Genomic DNA, 18,940 nt, shown 5'->3' with positions numbered 1-18,940 from the left:
AAACGAAATAATATGGATTTAACTAAAAACATAGCTTTTCTTGCTATGTTTTTTTCTCGTTACCTATCTTAATATAATGATATTATTTTAATAAATTAATAATTTTTTTCTCACTCTCATTTAATTCAGGTTCAATATCAAGTCTTACATGACAATAACCAGATGGATTTCTTTGCAAATAATCTTGATGATATTCTTCTGCGATTACAAAATTTGTGAGAGGTAAAAGTTCTACATAAAATTCACTATAATTTCCCTTTAAAATATTAAATAACTTTTCTAATTTAGTAAAATCACTTTCATTATCATAGTATACACCGGTTCGATATTGGATACCAATATCACCTCCCTGCTTATTTAAGGATCCTGGATTAATAATTCTAAATAAGTGTAAAACAAGTTCCTCTAAAGAAATTTTCTCATTATCATAAATGACCCTCACTGTCTCAGCATGTAAGGTTGATTTAATTTGATAATATGAGGTTACATCAGTATTACCGTTTGCATAACCAGTCTTAGTTTCTATAACACCTTTTAAACGCGAAAAATAGGCTTGCACACCCCAAAAGCATCCGCCAGCTAGATAGATAGTTTTTTTCATAATTTTCCTCCTTATTTAATTTAATTTTAAGTTAATATAACACTTAAAAACCAAGCTAAATATATCTTAATTTCTATTAGGTATTCATAATTTAAATTATTATTAGTTTATTTTAATATAATAACATTAAAAATAAAAAATAGATATCAGCCTATATTTTATGTTTTTTTATTTTGTTATAAATCAACTTATTTTTAGTAGTTTTTAAAATATTTAGCATCTAAAATTTTATTTTTTTATATTTTTTAGCAATGCTCTTATAAATTTCAAGAATATTTTCATAAAAATTAGCATTATTCTTATCAAGCAAAGAAATTTGCTTAATTCCTTCTAAAATATCATCAATCATTCTTAAATTTCTAGCCTTATTGTATCCTCTTCAAATATCATATTTTTTTCTAAATTCTTCATAATACTCTTCTCTTGATAATCAAGGATTAAAGCAAATCATAATTTCTCTAAATAATGAAAATAAAATCAATATTTCGGAATTATACATATCAGTTATAATAATATATTTTTTAGGGCCAAATGAAAAGGTTATCGATCTTGTCATCGTTTTTTCAATATAGGGCAGTTTTATTAACTCAATATTTCTATCTTTAAGAAGCAAAGAAACTTTACTAATTTTTTCATCAAAAGAATCAATTTCATTAAACAGTGTATCAATTAATCTAACAATAACAAATTTTGGTAAATATTCCTTAAATCTTGATCTTGAAGCAATGTCTTTTCCTTTAAAATTTTCTCTAATGAACAATTCACAAAAACGAATAAAAGGGATTCTATTATGTTTTGTAATTTTGCAATGATTAATATACAAATGTTTTGAAATATACTTTGAATATTCCTCAATGTTCAATGTTCCATAATATTTTTCAAGAAATTCAATTATTTCTTCTTCACTTGGCGACTGGCTAAGCCTATTATCACCCAAGATATTAGTAAGATAACGATTTTTTTCAAGTATCTCCCAGCCTAGTCTTTTAATTATTTCTGTTTTGTCTAATGGGCCAACATTAAGATTATTTCTAAAAAAATATCATTTATTTGTTAAATAGCCAATTTTTAGGTCTAACATTTTTTCTAAATCTTGAATTAAATTAAGACTAACATCATCTCTTAAATCGTTTAACAAGTTAAATATTTTTCTTCGATCGGCTTTAATCTTTTTACAAACATCATTTGTCTTAATATTGGCAATTGTGAAAATATTTCTTAAAAATTCTCCAAAGGTTGTACATGAATTTATTCGATTCTCTAACATCAATAAATCTTTTTTACTCATATAACATCTTAACCTTTCAGCAACAAGTTTATAATACCAATTGGAAACAATTTTATAATTAATTTTAGTTAATTACTTTGTTAATTTAAATTTTATTTAATTTTTCACATTATTTTAATAAAAATCGCATAAATAAGACAAAAATGCAAAAAAAATAAAAATATAGTTAAACTATTTTTGTTATAATTTATTAAAGTAATTTAATTTTAAATGAGGTAAATATATGAAAAAAAACATAAAGTTATTTTTATCACTATCACCTTTAATAGCAGTTTTAAGCACTCCATTAGTAGTTGCATCATGTAGTAATAAAAATGGCGATTCAACTGCGGAAATCAACCAAATTATTTCAAAAAAAGACCAAATTCAAAAAATTATTAAATATGAGGAAGATTTAAATGAAAAAGAGAATGCTCAAAAAATACTAGAAGAGATAAATAAACTTAAAAAAGATGAAAAAGACGAAAAAAAGGTTAAATCATTATTAGAAAAAATAAAACTAGCAATATCAAGTTTCAATAAAAGAAACACACAAGAAAAATCAGGATTAATTGTTCAAAAAATAGCCGAAAATCAAGAAGAAGTTATTGCTTCTGATGTAGTTAAGGAATTAAAATCAGCAAAAAAATGAGAAGATGTTAAAAAAGTTTTTTCAAAATATTCAATTATTTTTATCGAAAATGAATTAAGAGAAAAAGAAGAATTAAGTATCTCCGCTTCAACTCATTCGCATGATGATGAGGGTGAAATCCACCTAGATATTAAATTCAAGGTTTTAAATACTACAATTAGATTTACATTAATTGGTTTCAAAAAAATCGAACCTGTAAAAACGATTTCAAATTGAAAATTTACAACAAAATTAAAAAATAAAATTGAAGAAAAAGAAGCACAAACTAATTTCTTGAATAAACTAAAAGCAGAGCAGGAAAAAGGCTTTAAAAATTTATTAGAAGAATTACAAAAAACACTACCAATCGAAAAAGTTGATAAGAATAAAAATGATATTGAATTTAGTATCAATTTTGATGATTCAAAAACTAAATTTGTAGATAACTTCTTAATATTAAATATAAATTTCTATAACACCGCAGACAAAAAAATAGTTCAAACAGAATCAATTCAAATAGAAAACATCGATGACCATCACGAAGAATAACGCATTCAAAATACGCCAATGATAGATAGGGTTAAAAATAGGGGGTAAATTATGACAACTAAAATTAAGATAAACTTGTTCAAAAATATTGCTTTCTATTTTTTTATTTTCTTTATTTCAATTGTTATTATATTCTTTGCAATAAATGTTTTAATTGAACCTCAAATTAAAAAAAATATAGCTATTTATTCACAAATTTCACATAACTATGGAGCTAGATTTAAGACCTTTTTAACAAATTTATTTACATTTAATCCCGGAAAAATATACTCTCATGAATTAGCAAGTGTTGAAAATAACATTTTATTTCTCTACTTACGGCAATTTCGTTGGACCTTTTTAATAAGTCTATCAGTATTTATTATTAGTTTTATTGTCGGCAACATATTAGGAGTGTTTTCTGCTTATAAATTTAATAAATCATATGATGTTATAACCTCTATTATTATTTCTTTTTTAGGTTCCTTACCAATCTTAATTATTTGCATTCTTGCTTTATCAAGTGCAGACATATTTGGCTATCCCTCGCAGTTTTTAAATAGTAAACTTAGCTTTGCTTCGCTAATAGTTCCTATACTAATTTCTTCACTTCCAACAGTAGCTATCTTCTTTTCTAAATCAAGAAAAAAAACGTTTGAAATTATTAAATCAGATTATTATCTATTTGCAAAAACATATGGAATGAAAAAGCGTGATTTACTAAAAAAAGTTGTTTTAAAAGAATTGTTAATTGGCGAACTCAACTTATTTTTTGTTCTCTATGTTTTATTATTCACAATAACAATTTTAGTTGAAAGAATTTTTTCAATCCCAGGCCAAAGTTTATTAATTTCATTTGCTTTCAGAAAAGGTGAAGTAGATATTATTATGTTTTACTTTATCTTTAATTTTATTTTACTAAGTTTTCTTTTATTAATCAATAAAATCGCTATAATAAAGTTGAGCCCGAAAAACGAATTCACTTCTTTACTTCTTTTTAAAAAATATAAACGAGGTAAAAATGCACAATAATCTATTTAACTTTGCAAGAGAAAAAAAATCGAATTCGAATCCTTATGTTATCCATACAAATTCCGCAAAACAATACTGAAAAAGATTTTTTGCCAATAAATTTAATCTTATTTGTTTTATATGCTTTGCTATTTTAATATTAGCTTTATTAATTGCCACATTTTTAATTAAAAACTCTCCTACTCACTCAATCAATGAAAATACAACACTAGTTAATGACCTGCCATCAAATATTTCTCAAAAAATAACAAAAAACTTTAATCGTGGTGTTGAATTAGATTTTATAAGAAACATCGCAAAACTGGAAGCAAAATCAGCGGCTAGTGAACATAGAAACTTAATATTTTGAATTGAATTTGACTCAGCGAGAGATATTGGTGGAGAGCAAACTATTTATACAGATATTGTTACTTTAACATACAATCCTTACAATCTAATCAAAGCAGTAAATCTCTTACAATTATCCAAAGATATGCCCATAGAAATTCCTAATGGTTTATTTCTAGGAACAAACAACCAAGGAATTGATATATATGCTAGAACGATAACATCTATTTGGTCAACTATTTTAATAATTCTTGCTGCAATTATTATTAATATTTTTATCGGTTTTAATTTTGCAGTTATTATAAATATTTATAAGCAAAATATAATTGTACGATTTATTGATAGAATAATTAACTCTATTAGTGTTATCCCAGAAATTATTTGAGTTTTTCTATTATCTATTTTTATCGGAACAAGTTTATATGGGTTGTTTATATCATTATCAATAATTTGCTGAATTTCATATTTCAAATTTGCAAAAGAAGAAATCAATTCCTTGCTAACACAAGAATTTATCGTTGCTTCAAGGGCTGTTGGTGCATCAAATTGAAGAATTGCCTATAATCATATTTTCAAAAGAATTTTTGCAAACTTTCTAATAATATTAGTTGAAAGATTTTCTATTAATATCTTAATTGCTTCTTCATTAGCATTCCTAGATTTTATTAATGATTCAAATAGCATAAATATAGGTTTCATTTTAAAAGAAGCAATTAGTTTGGTATCCAATAATCCTGGATATCTCTTAACCGCATCAATATTTATAATTGCTTTTTCAATAAATTTAAAGCTACTATCATCAGGTTTAGCTAATACATTTAACCCAAAAACAAAATAAAATAGGCCAAGCATACTTCGCAAAGAAATTCAACTTAGGCCTATTTTTTTAAAAAATTCAATTAATTAAGATTTAATTTATCAGATATACCTTCCTTTTTAGCAACATCAATCAATATTTTCTTAATACTTTCCATAATTTGTTTAGCTTTGGCTTGATATTCATCATTAATTAGATTATTAGATTTGTTAAAATCCATATTTTCACTAAATAGTTTAATTAAAAAATTATAATCTGATTCATAGTTTTTTTGGCCAATGTTGTCAATAACATTTTCTTTTAAAACTTTAAAATCTTTTTTTAATTCACCTATTATTTTTTGATCCTTTACACTCTTTTTTAACAATAAATGCCATAACCCCATTTCAAAGGTAAGATTAACAATGGCATGTGAATGAGTATGAGAATTCTTGTCACTCTCGATATTTATCTTGTCAAGATCTTCTATTTTCGAAACCTTTTTTTCATTAAATACATTCTTTCTTAAAAAATCTCAGGCATCGATAATGGACTTTTGCAGCTCACCAAGATTAATATCCTTTCCACTCAATCTCTTATCAATAATTTCGATAAATTTAATAAACTGTTGATTATCAAAAACTAAATTAACATCGTTCAAAACGGCATCAACATCTTGAAAAATTAGTTGATATTTATCTAAAAGTTTAGCTAAACTTGTTTTTTGTTTACCTGCTTCTTCTAATCATTTAACAAAAAAATCATTAATTTTTTTTGAATTCTCAGGTTTTCCTTGGTCGATAATTAATGCAGCAACCTTGTTTCTAAAAGCATCTATTCTTCTTATAATTCTAATATATCGCTTACGATAATTTCGATACGTCTGTTTAACTTCTAAAAATAATTTCAAGAGTTCATTATCGTATATTTTTTTTATTTCAAGTGTTGGTTTATTTTCAAGTTTTATCTCAACAATGTTACTCTTATTTTCTATCGATTCATTTAATGATACATTTTCTGAATCATTTGGATATCTTATACATGAGATTGAAATAGCAGGCAATCCAAATAAAGATAATCCCAAAAAACTAGTCAAAATTTTTTTGATCCTCATTAGTTATACCAACCTTTCAAAATTAATAAGTGTAAATATATCATTAGATTTTTGAACATCATAGCCCTTAAAATAATTTCAATAAACAGAAGCCTTTGCTATAACTTTATCATTTTTTGATTTATACTTAAAATCAGACGGATTATTAAATGAAATAAAATTTAATTCAATATATAATTGACCTAATTTATTTTTTTCTGGTATTAAATTAAGTTCAATTCTCTTTATACCATCTAATGTTTTGCCTTGTTTATTTTCTAGAGCATAAGCTAATAAATAGTTATTAATATATGCTTCAAGCACCTTGACTTGATATGAATTATTATCTAAAAGCGAAACATCAAAATTTTGTCTACTATCGTTATTTCAATAATTAAACAATTTATCCATCTTATTTGATGCTTCATTAAGCCCTTCCATAAACGCTGAATCCTTGTTACTGTTAACAAAATCCGAAAGTTTTATGCCAGCTTTTATCCCATTATTACTTGGTTTAAATGAATAAATATCCTCAGGTAAAATATTTGCGTTATTTTTATTTTTAGTAATCAACCCCTTTAATCTGTGTCCATGATCATCAAAGTTAGAACTTAACCAGGAATATTTCTTTTTTGTGCCATCTTTCTTAGTAACCTCAACAATTGCTCTAAAAACCTGATTAGTGTCAAAATAATCAGTAAATTCAAAATCAACTATTTTATATTCAAGATCTTCTTTTTTTCTATATTCTGGAATCTTTATTACAAAGATCTCATCTTTTAGATTTCAAAATAAATTCATCAAACCTTTGGCATTTCAATAATCTTTTGAACCTGATGACTTTATGAAGTGATTAATATTATCAATAATTGTTAGATATCTCTTTCCATCCATGAATAAAAGGGGATTTTCGACGTAATCAGTAAATAATGGATATTCTTCTTTTATTCCTTTAGTTCCGACCCCAAATTTTCCATTTGTGGCATAATTTCTGAAGCCATTTAAATAATACTTTTTATTCTTATTTTTAGATTTTATTAATTCTTGACCGTTCCAATCCTTAATACTACTTATCTCAAAGGAAATATAATCTGTAGCTCCAGAGTATGAATGTTTTATTTCGCTATTGCTTCAATCAATATCGATTGATGCCACATCAACGTTAAACTTATTTAAATAAAGTTTTAATAGTTTTACAAATGTTGATCTCATCTCATTATGTTCATTTGACAAAAAAGATTTTGCTTGTATATATTGAGGTTGAATTCAATTTGAAAACAATACCCTATGCTTTTTAGCATTAATAAGATATTTACGATTCATTATAGAATAATTCAAATCAATATCTTGGTTCAATCTAAAAATTACTGTCTGTATGTCCTCGAAATAGGGGTCCCTATTTCTATTAAAATCTTTCCCAAATATCAATGATAGAGTTGTAAATCATTCGTCATTAAAAGAACCTGCTGAGTCAACATCATCAAACGAATATTCATTCAAAAAGCTATTAATATCACTCTTTTCATCTGAATCGAATATACGAATATTATTATTGCCAGTAGTAAACTGCTTTCAATTATTTCTATATGGAAAATCCGGTTTATATTCAACCCATTCATTTTTATTAAGTAGGTACATTTTTTTATTTTCTATCTTTACTGCATCAAAATTATGGCGGCCATTCTTATCGAATCAATAAAATATATGTTCATCTTTTTCTATTGAAGCTATTTGACTAAGAGTTAATCTATTCAAAAATACTCTCGATACCTTATCAATATCTAAATATACTTCTTTTTTAATATTTTGACTACAACTTAAAACCGCAAAAGGAATTGCCACAATAGGAGAAATTAATAACAAATTTAATAGCTTTTTTCTTATTTTCATAATACAAATTTTATCACTTTTTTTTATATTATAGTTATAAAAATATTGTATAATTATTACAAAATTACGAATTAATAAACATTGTGAAAGGAGGTAAATATATGATAATAAATAACGTGGGGACTGCATTTGAAAATAATATAGAATTAACCATATTCATAAATATACTAGTTTATATCCCAATATTAATGATTTTACCACTCATATTATTAGGTCTCCTTTCGTTTATAAAGCCATCTGAAAAAGCAAAAAAAGGTAATGCAATTATTTATATGTACGCTTTTTCAACTGGAATGTTTTTAATGATAGGGGCATTCGGTTTTTTGCGAGAAGGATATAAAATTGCTATCGATTTTACACATGATGGCCCAAATAAGTTTGGTTCAGAAATAAACAGGACACTAGTAACTGTCGGTATTCTCGGGATAAGTGCATTAATAGGCTTTAGTGTTGTTATTGCAGGAAGGTATTTATTTATTAGAAAATCTAAAATAGATCCTCATAAAAGTCATGAAGAACATAACCACTCAGATCACCTAATTTCATTCAAAGATATTGATAACCCCAAAGCAGCTTGATTAGCAATTGTTATGTTATTAAGTCACAGAATAATTGATGGTTTTTTTATTGGATATTCAATATTTAAAATAATATTTACTCAAAATACTTTTTCAAGTTCACTTACTCTACTAATAACATTTACCATCCATATCCTTATTGAAGTCACAATCATATACTTCCGTCAAATTCAATATGGAGAAAAAAAAGGAAAGGCAGTTTTATATAATTTCATAACTTTTTTACTTATAATCCCCTTCATTTTTTTAGGAGCATTTACTGGGCGATTCATAAACGATGATTTAAAATGAATACAATCCTCATTATTGATTTTTGGAGGCGCAATTATCATATTTACCGCTATCTTTGAACTAGTCCCTGAATTTATTCATATAAGAAACAAAGATACTAAAACTTTATATCGAACATTAATAATTTTTGCTGCTTCTATTGTCACAACAATAATGCTTTTAAGTTTTCATAGTCATGTTTAAACAAACTAAGGGAGGAAATAAAATGAACAAAAAAATGATTTTATTAACACCGTTAATCAGTTTAATGCCCATAATTACAATATCATGTGTAAAAAATAATTTCAACACCAATAAATATCGTTTCATTGAAAAAAATAATTATGGTAATGATTATGCTAGCTTTAGCTACCTTGATGATAACTATACTAGTAAAAATATTCACAAAATTAACCTAGCAACAGCAGCAAAACTAATACGAATAAAATCAAGCCAACAGCCCTTAATTGATTTTAGAGACAATATTGTTTTAGCTCCCTCGGAACTTCATTATAAATTAGAATGGGCCAACAAAATTAATATCACAACACCAATAGGCACTAATGAATATAGTAATGATAATACTGATATTGTAGATTATGAAAATGAATCAAACAAACCAGAAAATGGTATTTTTAAGCCTAAAAAGGATAAAGGTAATGGTTTTAACTCACCCTTCCTATTTGTTCCTTCGAGTGATATCAAATCAATAAATAACCCAAACTTTGCTAAAGATTTGAATAACACAAATAAAGTTATAATAGACATCAAAAATAGAGACAATGTTTGGATTAATTACCTAGGCAATATTATAAATACCAATAACCATATTAACCACAAATCATTTAAACTGGGGTTATTATCAAAATTGTTACGAAACAAAGAATATCGCCACTCTTTTGCTGCAAAGCATAAGATTGATCTTTCAAAATATAACAATAAAAAACTACAAAAAAATGATGGTTTCGATTTATATAACTACCTAATTCAAAATGATATTGATGTTGATGCACTACTTAATTTTGATAATAATAAAATTACTATTAAAACAAGGGGCGGATCATTTAAAAATCTAAAACAAATATTTGATAATATCCTTATTATTCAAAATTATCTAGATGCAATTCCTTATGAAATAATAGAATCAAGTTACAAAGATCCCCTAAAAAATCTTGATTGATTTTTTAATTATGGTGAAACCTACCAAAACAGATTTTATGCAAGTAATTATTTTATTTCGCATATGAATGCCAATGAAACTACCTTAAAAATAAATAAAAACTATCAAAAAAATGAAGATGATAATCTTAAAGAAATAATCATTCAATACAACTCGTTGCCCTTATCGCAATCTACGTTTTCACTCCAATCATTAAATGCTTTTAAGCAAAATATTATTTCAAAAATAGAATATGAAGACCTTAATTTAGATGAAAAAAACTATATTCTTGAAAACTATAAGAAATATAATTTTTCATATCAAAAAAATTATAATAGATATTCAATTAACAACAATATTATCATTAACCAAAATCCTGATATAAAAACGAAATATATGAATAAAAACTTTATGAAACTATATTATGGATTAAAAGATAATAACTCACTAGAACTTAGCAAAAATAATTTGACATTTCAATCATTATTTAACAACCTAATAAACCAGTATAGCCTAATTGAGGATGACAAAAATCTATGATTAAGTCAAGCACCAGAAAATCTTGATATTTTAGCTTCTAATGAAGCTATTGGAATAAGTGAACTAAAGGATGCATATAATCAAATATCGAAACCTATTATTTTTGGAGCAAATAATAAAAAATTAAGTGATACATTCCAATACCAAAATAAAAATAGACTAAATGATCCATTAATTGTTTTTGTTGAAGACAAGATTAAATCAACATGATTTAAATTTATTGAAACTAACCTAAGAAATATAATTGATAATTTTTATAAAACATCTAATTCAAATGAAAATATTTATGTAAATATTCCTATAATGATCACCAAGGATAATCAATTTATTAACAAAAGGATACTGCTGATTAAAAAGATTTTTAATTCTATCGACCGCCGGCTAAACATAGATATAACTAAAATTGATAACTTTGAAAAATATCAAGAATTTTTTGAGAGAAATAAATCAATATACAAAAAATCTACATTTAAACTATTCCAAGGAACAACACCAGAATATTTATACAAACAATTAACAAATTTTGAAAATAATTTAAATAAATTAATTGACCTTATATCTAAAAATAAGAAAGATTATTTAACTAGTTTTGAACAGATTATTTCATTGCATAATTTTTTAGTGAATAATAATATAAATCTCAAAAATAGTTTGAGCAAAACACAAGAAACATTATTTATCACTTATCTAAGTAATTTAGAAGTAGAAAACCAATTAAAACTTATTAATGAAATTAATAATCTAATTAGTTATTCAATAAATCTTATAAATCAAATTAACATCAATAGCTTTTCTAAAATTATTTATCAAAATAACATCATTAAACCACTTGGTTGAAATAACTTAAATTATTTACAAGATATAAAAATTAAATAAGGAGAAAAAAATGATTAAAAATAAGAAGAAAATATTCTTATCAATAATTGCTACTAGTTCTATCCTCACACTGCCAATTGTTACATTATCATGTAATTTTGATAAAAAAAATCCAAATAAACCAAAAGTACAATTATTAACCGACTCACAAATCCAAGAAATAAAAGACAAATTTGAATTCACATTAAAACCCGAGGGCAAAAAATTAAATGAAGAAGGAAAATTATATGCCTTATGAGATAAGTTTACAAAATCAAAATATAATACTAAAATAAATACTTTTCAAATCATTAATTGAGATGCTGAATTTAAAAAAAACTTTTCATTTAAATATCATAAATTAAATGGTTTAGGTTCAGCACATATATATGAATTCAAACTGGCATTTGATGGACAAACACCAATAATTAAATACACTATAAAATGTGTCGATAGAAATTATCAAGAAGAAGCTAATGGAATAGTCAAATTGCAAACTGATTAATTTAAAACATTAAAAAATGGAGTGGTATAATATAGATATGAAAAAGATAAAAAAATTTCTAATATTTAGTTCATTTAGTGGAATCATATTTCCGCTAATAGCTGTTTCGTGTGGAGGACCGACAAATAGCCAAAACAATCAGCTTTTGCCTGACAAAAGTCAAAATAATGCAACAGGCAAAATAAACCCTTTAAAACGTCCTAAAGCAAAACTTCTAACGACTTCACAATTAGGCGAAATAAAAAACTCATTTTCATATACCCTAACAAATGAAGGTAAAAAGTTACCTCGTGAAGAATTAATGAAAATATTGCAAAAAATTAGAGCTGATTCCTATCCAATTGATAGGGGAATTACATCAAAAGCTGCTAATGACCCTTCAAGAACGTTCGAAAATGTTAAAGCAAATGAAAATTTTAAAAAATATTTATCTTTTACATCAACATTAGGAAACTTAAAATATCTTTCTGGTCATGTTATAGAGATGGAATTTGTACTTGAAGGTCTCGAAAAGAAGCAACCTGCTATCAGATATTCTGTAAAATGCCTAGATATAATTGTTAATGGGAAAATGAACACTGAGGCCACTGAGTATATTTATTTGGATTTAGACAATTAAATAAAAATAGGATCTATTAAGTCAGATCCTATTTTTATTTCTTAATTATTTCATTTAATGAATATTTTACAAGAAATATTAACTAAAAGAAACTTTTTCGTATTTATAAAAAACTTTCTTAGTTATATCGCAAACCTCACCCTTGCGATCATCATGTTGCACTGCACTACACTTGTCAAAAGCCAATAGAGCATCATCAATACCCTCATATTTAAAATTATATTCAGACTTAATTTTATGATATGCCTCAATATAAATATCATCAATTTCATTTTCGTTTTTATTAACAAAAAAACAATGTGTTAATTCATGCAAAATATAGTTAAAAATAAATGCTTCACAATTGAAAATATCCGAAACAAATATAAGTCTTCTAGCTCCTTTTTGAAAAGTAATGGCCGCAATATCGCTATTCTCGATAAAAGGCATTGTAATCAAAATAATTCCTTTAGTCAATAAATAATTTTGTATTTCATCAATTTTATTTTTAAAGTTTAAATTTTTAGCGCATATTAATTTAACAACTCTTTTATACACAACTTCAAAATTATTTTTTCTAAAAACACCAATTTTTTTAGTACTAATTGTTTCCAAAACCGATAACTCACAAAATCTAATTCAAACCTTACTATTAGGGTTGGCATAAATACTTTCATCTGCTAGTGCATTTTCACGCAAATATTGGGTATAATTATCTAAATTAGCAACGCCATAAAACCTATTCATAATCATCAATTTTTTGCTAATAGGCATATCCTTTGTTAATTTAATATTACTTACCAGTGGCAAACTTGGATTCTTAATGATAAAGTCCTCTCCATATTGCACCAAAAGTTTTTCAGCATCTTGCAGATTAGATTTTTCCTTATTAGCATATATTGAATAAACCTCAGATAGCGTACCTAATTCCAAATTAAAAACATTTTCCAAGCCTTCAATAATTGCAATACTTAAATTAACATTCGTTTTGCTATTAATGATTATATAGACATATTGAGCACTAAGCCCTAAACGTTGTGCCAATTCTTTTTGTGATATTGAAAATTTTTCTAAATAATAAGAAATTTCTTCTCCAAAATTATTTCCATGCAAATCAAGATGTTTTAAATCGCAAACATGTTCAGTTTCCATAAAATCCCCATTTTATTTTGCAGCGTGGATAATGTCTTCATTTTTTACTGCGCTAGGTATTAATTGATTCATCGAAAATTGTCTTTCCTCAGTTAGATCAGTAGAATGCAATACTACCTTGGAATCTTTATCTAAAAATTGAGACATTACTTGTAGACAGGCACCGCATGGGAATAATATTTTATTCAAATTGCTAATTATATGTATTTCCTTAAATGTCCCCACTTCTGCGCCATATGCTACCGAACCAAAAAGTGCAGATCTTTCAGCGCAAAGTCCACTAGGATACGCAGCATTTTCACAATTGACTCCATAATATTCATTGCCCAACTTATCAATAGCTAAAGCTGCCACTTTAACCTTTGAATATGGTGCAAATGAATAGTTTAATTTTTCTTTTAATAATTCTTTGTTCATAATAATAATAATAATTATACTATTTATAGTTTATAGTTTATAAAACTATAAAACTAAATAATACAAATCATCTTTGCTTATATCAAATATAAAAATCAAATTAAAGTGTTAAGCATTTTTACTTAACATTTATTTTTTTGTGTTAAAATTTTTTTATTAAAATTTAAATATACTAAAAATATATAAAAACTTCAAGGAGGAATACTTATGGTTAAATTAAGACTAAAAAGAACCGGAAAAAAATTCCATGCTACATATAAAGTTGTTGCTTCTGATGCTAGAGCACCACGTGATGGAAAATTTATTGATGAATTAGGATACTATGATCCTCATACAAAAAATTTATATCTAAATGAAGAATTAACAACTGTATACTTAAACAACGGAGCAAAGCCTACTGAAACAGTTAGAACTCTTTTAAAGAAGAACGATTTCTACAAAAAATACATCGAATCAAAAAACAAATAGTTATGAAAATAAACATTCTCACAATATTCCCAGAACATTTTGAAGCATTTAAAACCTATAGTGTTATAGGCAAAGCAATACGTCTTGGGCACCTAGAATTAAATATTATTGATTTTAGAAAATTTTCAAAAGAAAAAAGAAATAAGGTTGATGATTCTATATACGGCGGGGGTGATGGAATGCTTCTACAAGTCGAGCCTATCGATCTCGCTCTCGAAACACTACCCAATAGTTATAAAATCCTAATTAGTCCACAAGGACAAAAATTCAACCAAATGAAAGCACACGAACTTGCTAAGCATAATGAAATAACACTCGTGTGTGGCCATTATGAAGGTTTTGATGAACGCGTTTTAAATTTTGTGGATGAAGAATTATCAATTGGAGATTATATTCTAACAGGTGGAGAAACTGCAGCTATGGTTGTTTGTGAAGCTGTTGCTAGATTAGTTCCCGGAGTTTTGCGCAAGGGGAGCCATCAAAATGAAAGTTTTGAAAACGAAGGGCTACTTGACTATCCCCAATACACTAGACCAGCAGAATATAAAGGACTAAAAGTTCCTGAAATATTACTTTCTGGTAATCATAAACTAATAAAAGAATGACGTGAGAAACATGCTTATTTAAAAACACTAAAAAATCGTAAAGATATTATCGAAAGGATAAAAAATGAGAAGTAGCTTATTAGAACTTGTAGAAAAAGACCAAATTAGAACAGATCTTCCCGAAATAAGAGAAGGGTACATAGTTAGAGTTCACGTTAGAATTAAAGAAGGCGATAAAGAAAGAATTCAAGTATTTGAAGGGCTAGTTATTGCTGCATATGGTGAAGGTATCAATAAATCTATCACTGTTAGAAAAGATTCATATGGTATTGGCGTTGAACGTGTATTTAAAATTAACTCTCCTTTAATTTCTGCTATTCAAGTAACTAGAAAAAATAAGGTTAGAAGAGCTAAACTTTACTACATGAGAGGTCTTAAAGGAAAAAGCGCAAGATTGAAAGAAATTAAAAAATAGTTATTCTTGTATCTTAAAAAAGCATGTTTCACCTAACATGCTTTTTTATAACAAAAATATTTTTTTCAGCAATCACCCTTAAAATAATTAATCTTGCTGTCTTAGTAAATTAATTGCAAAACATCGTATCCACAGTTTTTCAATAGCTAAAATAATTTTATTAATATCAATATTTTCAAAACAAGGAGCTTTATTACCAAAAGTATTAAAAAAATAGCAATTTAAAATAAGTATCAATACTTCTATTTTGCTTCTAAGGATTGCTATTTAACTTGTGCAAATACATATTCTTAATCTAAATATTATTACAAAAGCAATTACTAAATTTTTGCTAGGCATTCTATTTTTTGCAAACCATAATATAAGTTTGGAAAATTACTGCCTAGCATACATCAGTTGTCTTCATATTTAAATTATCCAAAAAAATTATTCACAACTAAAATCAGAATACACTCTTGGCTTTGTTAACAACAAAAAAATTAAGGTTCGAGATTTCTTTGTATTTTTCAAAATTATCTAGTCTTTTATCTCCAAAATATCTTATGTTATAATCATCCTCTATTTTATTTCTGCAAAATCTTTAATAGTAATTTCCATCTTTTGCAAATATCAATTGTACTTTTGCTATTTTGCCTAAAACAAATCAAATAAATTAAATTTTATTTCATTAATTAAATTTAAGGGTAGAATATTTTTTCTTCTAATTTGCATTTATTAAAATAAAAAACTCTTTTTTTCCTTTTTTAAGGACTGCATACTTATTATCATATCTATCAAAATTAATTACAATATTTTCATTTTCAACAATCTCGTTATCAAGCATAAAGGATTTTTTAGCTATAAATTCTCGAGTTTCCCTATTTGAAGAAGTGATTTTATTTTCCTTTATAAAATCAATAAATTTAGTACCGTGTTTAACACTAAAAGTTTTAAGGGATTCTTTAATTATTTCAATATCGCTAATTAATAATTCCTCTTTACTATTTGCAAATAAAATTTCACTTATTTTTTTTGCCTGATTTGCATATTGTATTCCATGAATATCCTTAACCACTTCAAATGCTAAAATTCTTTGCGCTACTCTTTTAAATTTAGCTTGCTCATGCTCTCTCATAATATTTTGAATTTCATCTAATTTAAGAAAAGTTAATGTCTTTAAATATTCATCCACTTTGGAATCTGATTGATTTAATAAAAATTGATATAGAGAATAAGGAGTTGTCATATTTTTATCTAACCACAAGGAGCCGCCGCCAGTTGACTTACCAAATTTATTTCCATTTTCATCAGTTAATAAATTAATTGTTAAAGCAATCGCACAAGCAGCTTCTCCATAAATTTTTCTAATAAACTCAAGACCAGTTGTAATATTACCCCATTGATCTGAACCGCCAGCCTGAATCTTCACATCATACTTTTCGAACATGTTCTTAAAGTCTCAACCTTGAATAAGCTGATAACTAAATTCAGTAAATGTTAATCCATTTTCCAATCGAGTTGCAATACTTTCTTTTTCTAATAAATAATTTACATTTATCATTTTTCCTATTTGTGAAAGAAAATCAAATAACGTCATATCTTTATAAAATTCGATATTATCAATCACTGATAAACCAAAATTTTCTAGTTGTTTTTTTATTGATTCCTTATTGCTGATAAGGGTTTTTTGATCAAGGAAGCTTCTTTCACTCTTTCTAAAACTTGGATCACCAATCATCCCAGTAATCCCTCCTAGAATTGCATAAGCCTTATAGCCTTGTTTCTTAAATCTTAATAAGGTAGCAATTTGCAAATAATTTCCTAAATGAAGACTTTTGGCGGTAGGGTCAAAACCAATATAAATTCCTGAATCATGAGAAATTTGAGAAAACTTTTCTTCGTTAGAAATATTATTTAGTATTTTTCTGTTTTTAAGCTCTTCTAAAAAATTCATAATGTAAATAACTCCTTAAGTTAAGACCAACTAGTTTGGTTATGATTATTTTAAAACTCTATTGTTTAATATTTTTAAAATTATAGCTAACTTTTAATTTTTAAAACTTTTTATACTAATTAAAAAACGAAAAAGTACTAATGGCAAACATAAATATAAATATAAAAAATTTAATAAATCAACTTATTTTGTGGGTTTTTATAATTTTTTTTTAAATTATTTATATATAATACTAAATTATTTTGCTACAACCATTTTTTAGGAGGAATGTATGAAAATAAAAATTATTGTTGATTCTTCATCTGGATTAACGGAAAAGCAGGCTAATGAGCTTGGTTGAGGATTTATACCATTGCAATGCGAAATAGACGGTAAAACATATCAAATCGGAAGAGATATTGTTGTTGATGATTATACTAAAATGTGAAGAGAAAATAAAAAAATTAATGCCACCACTGCGGCTTCTTCGCCAGCGATTAATGATATCGAGATAAACAAATACTTAAATGAATATGATTTAATTTTAGTTTATCCTATCTCTAAATTTTTATCATCACAAACATCATTTCTTAAAACACAATTTCAAGATAATAACAAAGTATATATTGTTGAATCAAAAAGAATTTCCTTCTTGATTCTAAAAGATTTATTTAAATTTGAATCTCAAATTAATTCAGGTGTTTCTTTTAAAGATGCTATAAAACATTTTGAAATAAATAATGAAAGATTAATCTTAATTCCACAATTTAACGACGCTCTTGTCAAAGGTGGAAGGCTTTCAAAAGGTGCTGCTGCAATAGCTAAATTATTAAAAATAGTTCCACTAATCGCTTTTGACAATGGTGTATTAGAAAAGGACTCAATTGGACGCGTATTTACTAAATCACTTGAAAAAACTGTTACAGATATGTGAAATAAAAGCAAAGACACTCCTGATGGAAAAGTGCTTTTTGTTCTTCATTCAGATAATGAAATGATTGAGGAGCTTTTGACAAAATTTAAAAACATCATAAATGATCAGATCCCAATTTATACATACAAGTTACCAGCCGATGTTTCTATTCATACAGGAATTGGGGCCGTAGCAGTTTCAATAGTTTCTATAGATAATGAAACCCAAAAAAAATTCGACTCATTACTAAAAAAATAATTAGGTTTAAACAACGAGTAAAAAACTCGTTTTTTAAATAAAAGTAGTATATAATTCCTAATAATTGAATACAAGTTTAATTTATAAATTAAAACCTTAAACTATAAATTATAAAAATATAGCATTTGAA

Annotated in this window: 18 protein-coding genes; 11 read left to right on the top strand and 7 right to left on the bottom strand. The window is 25.8% G+C overall.

Annotation, left to right across the window (positions count from 1 at the left end):
- Window positions 1–82: 82 nt before the first annotated feature.
- Both msrA and ACWXVK_RS01005 read right to left on the bottom strand, forming a co-directional pair.
- Window positions 83–601, bottom strand: a complete 519-nt coding sequence (gene msrA / locus ACWXVK_RS01010) for a peptide-methionine (S)-S-oxide reductase MsrA (protein WP_438340778.1) — start codon at window positions 599–601, stop codon at window positions 83–85.
- Window positions 602–821: 220 nt separating this feature from the next.
- Complete coding sequence (locus ACWXVK_RS01005; protein ID WP_456012653.1) at window positions 822–1,889, bottom strand: hypothetical protein; 1,068 nt, start codon at window positions 1,887–1,889, stop codon at window positions 822–824.
- 223 nt (window positions 1,890–2,112) lie between these two features.
- On the opposite strand from ACWXVK_RS01005, the gene ACWXVK_RS01000 reads away from it, so the two are divergent.
- From ACWXVK_RS01000 to ACWXVK_RS00990, 3 genes are read left to right on the top strand one after another with little or no spacing between them, the layout of a single operon-like run.
- Complete coding sequence (locus ACWXVK_RS01000; RefSeq protein ID WP_456011896.1) at window positions 2,113–3,048, top strand: Vmc-like lipoprotein signal peptide domain-containing protein; 936 nt, start codon at window positions 2,113–2,115, stop codon at window positions 3,046–3,048.
- Between the two features lie 51 nt (window positions 3,049–3,099).
- Complete coding sequence (locus tag ACWXVK_RS00995; RefSeq protein WP_455966304.1) at window positions 3,100–4,059, top strand: ABC transporter permease subunit; 960 nt, start codon at window positions 3,100–3,102, stop codon at window positions 4,057–4,059.
- The gene (locus ACWXVK_RS00990; protein ID WP_456016963.1) at window positions 4,049–5,224 is read left to right on the top strand and encodes an ABC transporter permease subunit; all 1,176 of its coding nucleotides are present in this window, start codon (window positions 4,049–4,051) and stop codon (window positions 5,222–5,224) included. Before ACWXVK_RS00995 ends, ACWXVK_RS00990 begins: the two co-directional genes overlap by 11 nt.
- Window positions 5,225–5,285: 61 nt before the next feature.
- On the opposite strand, the gene ACWXVK_RS00985 is transcribed toward ACWXVK_RS00990, so the two are convergent.
- Entirely contained in the window at window positions 5,286–6,296 is a 1,011-nt protein-coding gene (locus ACWXVK_RS00985) for an HxHSH motif-containing lipoprotein (protein ID WP_438340773.1), read from the bottom strand.
- Window positions 6,297–6,299: 3 nt separating this feature from the next.
- Complete coding sequence (locus tag ACWXVK_RS00980; RefSeq protein WP_455994550.1) at window positions 6,300–8,165, bottom strand: MAG3240 family lipoprotein; 1,866 nt, start codon at window positions 8,163–8,165, stop codon at window positions 6,300–6,302.
- 101 nt (window positions 8,166–8,266) lie between these two features.
- Here ACWXVK_RS00980 and ACWXVK_RS00975 point away from each other — a divergent pair, with 101 nt between their 5' ends.
- Genes ACWXVK_RS00975 through ACWXVK_RS00960 form a run of 4 tightly spaced genes read left to right on the top strand, consistent with a single transcriptional unit; the run spans window position 8,267 to window position 12,691 of the window.
- Window positions 8,267–9,217, top strand: coding sequence for a hypothetical protein (locus ACWXVK_RS00975; RefSeq protein ID WP_444705092.1), 951 nt, complete (start codon window positions 8,267–8,269; stop codon window positions 9,215–9,217).
- A gap of 22 nt (window positions 9,218–9,239) precedes the next feature.
- Complete coding sequence (locus tag ACWXVK_RS00970) at window positions 9,240–11,588, top strand: OppA family ABC transporter substrate-binding lipoprotein (RefSeq protein ID WP_456016961.1); 2,349 nt, start codon at window positions 9,240–9,242, stop codon at window positions 11,586–11,588.
- Window positions 11,589–11,598: 10 nt separating this feature from the next.
- On the top strand, window positions 11,599–12,072 hold the full coding sequence (locus ACWXVK_RS00965) for a hypothetical protein (protein WP_438340769.1): 474 nt from the start codon (window positions 11,599–11,601) through the stop codon (window positions 12,070–12,072).
- 37 nt (window positions 12,073–12,109) lie between these two features.
- On the top strand, window positions 12,110–12,691 hold the full coding sequence (locus tag ACWXVK_RS00960) for a hypothetical protein (protein WP_455966314.1): 582 nt from the start codon (window positions 12,110–12,112) through the stop codon (window positions 12,689–12,691).
- 78 nt (window positions 12,692–12,769) lie between these two features.
- Here ACWXVK_RS00960 and ACWXVK_RS00955 read toward each other — a convergent pair whose 3' ends face one another.
- Both ACWXVK_RS00955 and ACWXVK_RS00950 read right to left on the bottom strand, forming a co-directional pair.
- On the bottom strand, window positions 12,770–13,822 hold the full coding sequence (locus ACWXVK_RS00955) for a helix-turn-helix transcriptional regulator (protein ID WP_455966316.1): 1,053 nt from the start codon (window positions 13,820–13,822) through the stop codon (window positions 12,770–12,772).
- A gap of 12 nt (window positions 13,823–13,834) precedes the next feature.
- Entirely contained in the window at window positions 13,835–14,239 is a 405-nt protein-coding gene (locus ACWXVK_RS00950; protein ID WP_438340766.1) for a cytidine deaminase, read from the bottom strand.
- A gap of 207 nt (window positions 14,240–14,446) precedes the next feature.
- Here ACWXVK_RS00950 and rpsP point away from each other — a divergent pair, with 207 nt between their 5' ends.
- Genes rpsP through rplS form a run of 3 tightly spaced genes read left to right on the top strand, consistent with a single transcriptional unit; the run spans window position 14,447 to window position 15,727 of the window.
- Entirely contained in the window at window positions 14,447–14,707 is a 261-nt protein-coding gene (gene rpsP / locus ACWXVK_RS00945; protein WP_438340765.1) for a 30S ribosomal protein S16, read from the top strand.
- Between the two features lie 2 nt (window positions 14,708–14,709).
- The gene (gene trmD, locus ACWXVK_RS00940) at window positions 14,710–15,387 is read left to right on the top strand and encodes a tRNA (guanosine(37)-N1)-methyltransferase TrmD (protein ID WP_438340764.1); all 678 of its coding nucleotides are present in this window, start codon (window positions 14,710–14,712) and stop codon (window positions 15,385–15,387) included.
- Window positions 15,377–15,727, top strand: a complete 351-nt coding sequence (gene rplS / locus ACWXVK_RS00935) for a 50S ribosomal protein L19 (protein WP_438340763.1) — start codon at window positions 15,377–15,379, stop codon at window positions 15,725–15,727. The genes trmD and rplS overlap by 11 nt, the downstream gene beginning before the upstream one ends.
- A gap of 700 nt (window positions 15,728–16,427) precedes the next feature.
- Here the strand turns inward: rplS and tyrS are convergent.
- Window positions 16,428–17,660 carry a tyrosine--tRNA ligase gene (gene tyrS, locus ACWXVK_RS00930; RefSeq protein WP_456016959.1) on the bottom strand — a complete coding sequence of 411 codons (1,233 nt, stop codon included), beginning with the start codon at window positions 17,658–17,660 and terminating at the stop codon, window positions 16,428–16,430.
- A gap of 271 nt (window positions 17,661–17,931) precedes the next feature.
- On the opposite strand from tyrS, the gene ACWXVK_RS00925 reads away from it, so the two are divergent.
- Complete coding sequence (locus ACWXVK_RS00925) at window positions 17,932–18,810, top strand: DegV family protein (protein ID WP_456016957.1); 879 nt, start codon at window positions 17,932–17,934, stop codon at window positions 18,808–18,810.
- The last annotated feature ends 130 nt before the right edge of the window (window positions 18,811–18,940 follow it).

Source organism: Mycoplasma sp. 3398, from assembly GCF_053851555.1.
This window is presented reverse-complemented; position numbering and strand designations above follow the sequence as displayed.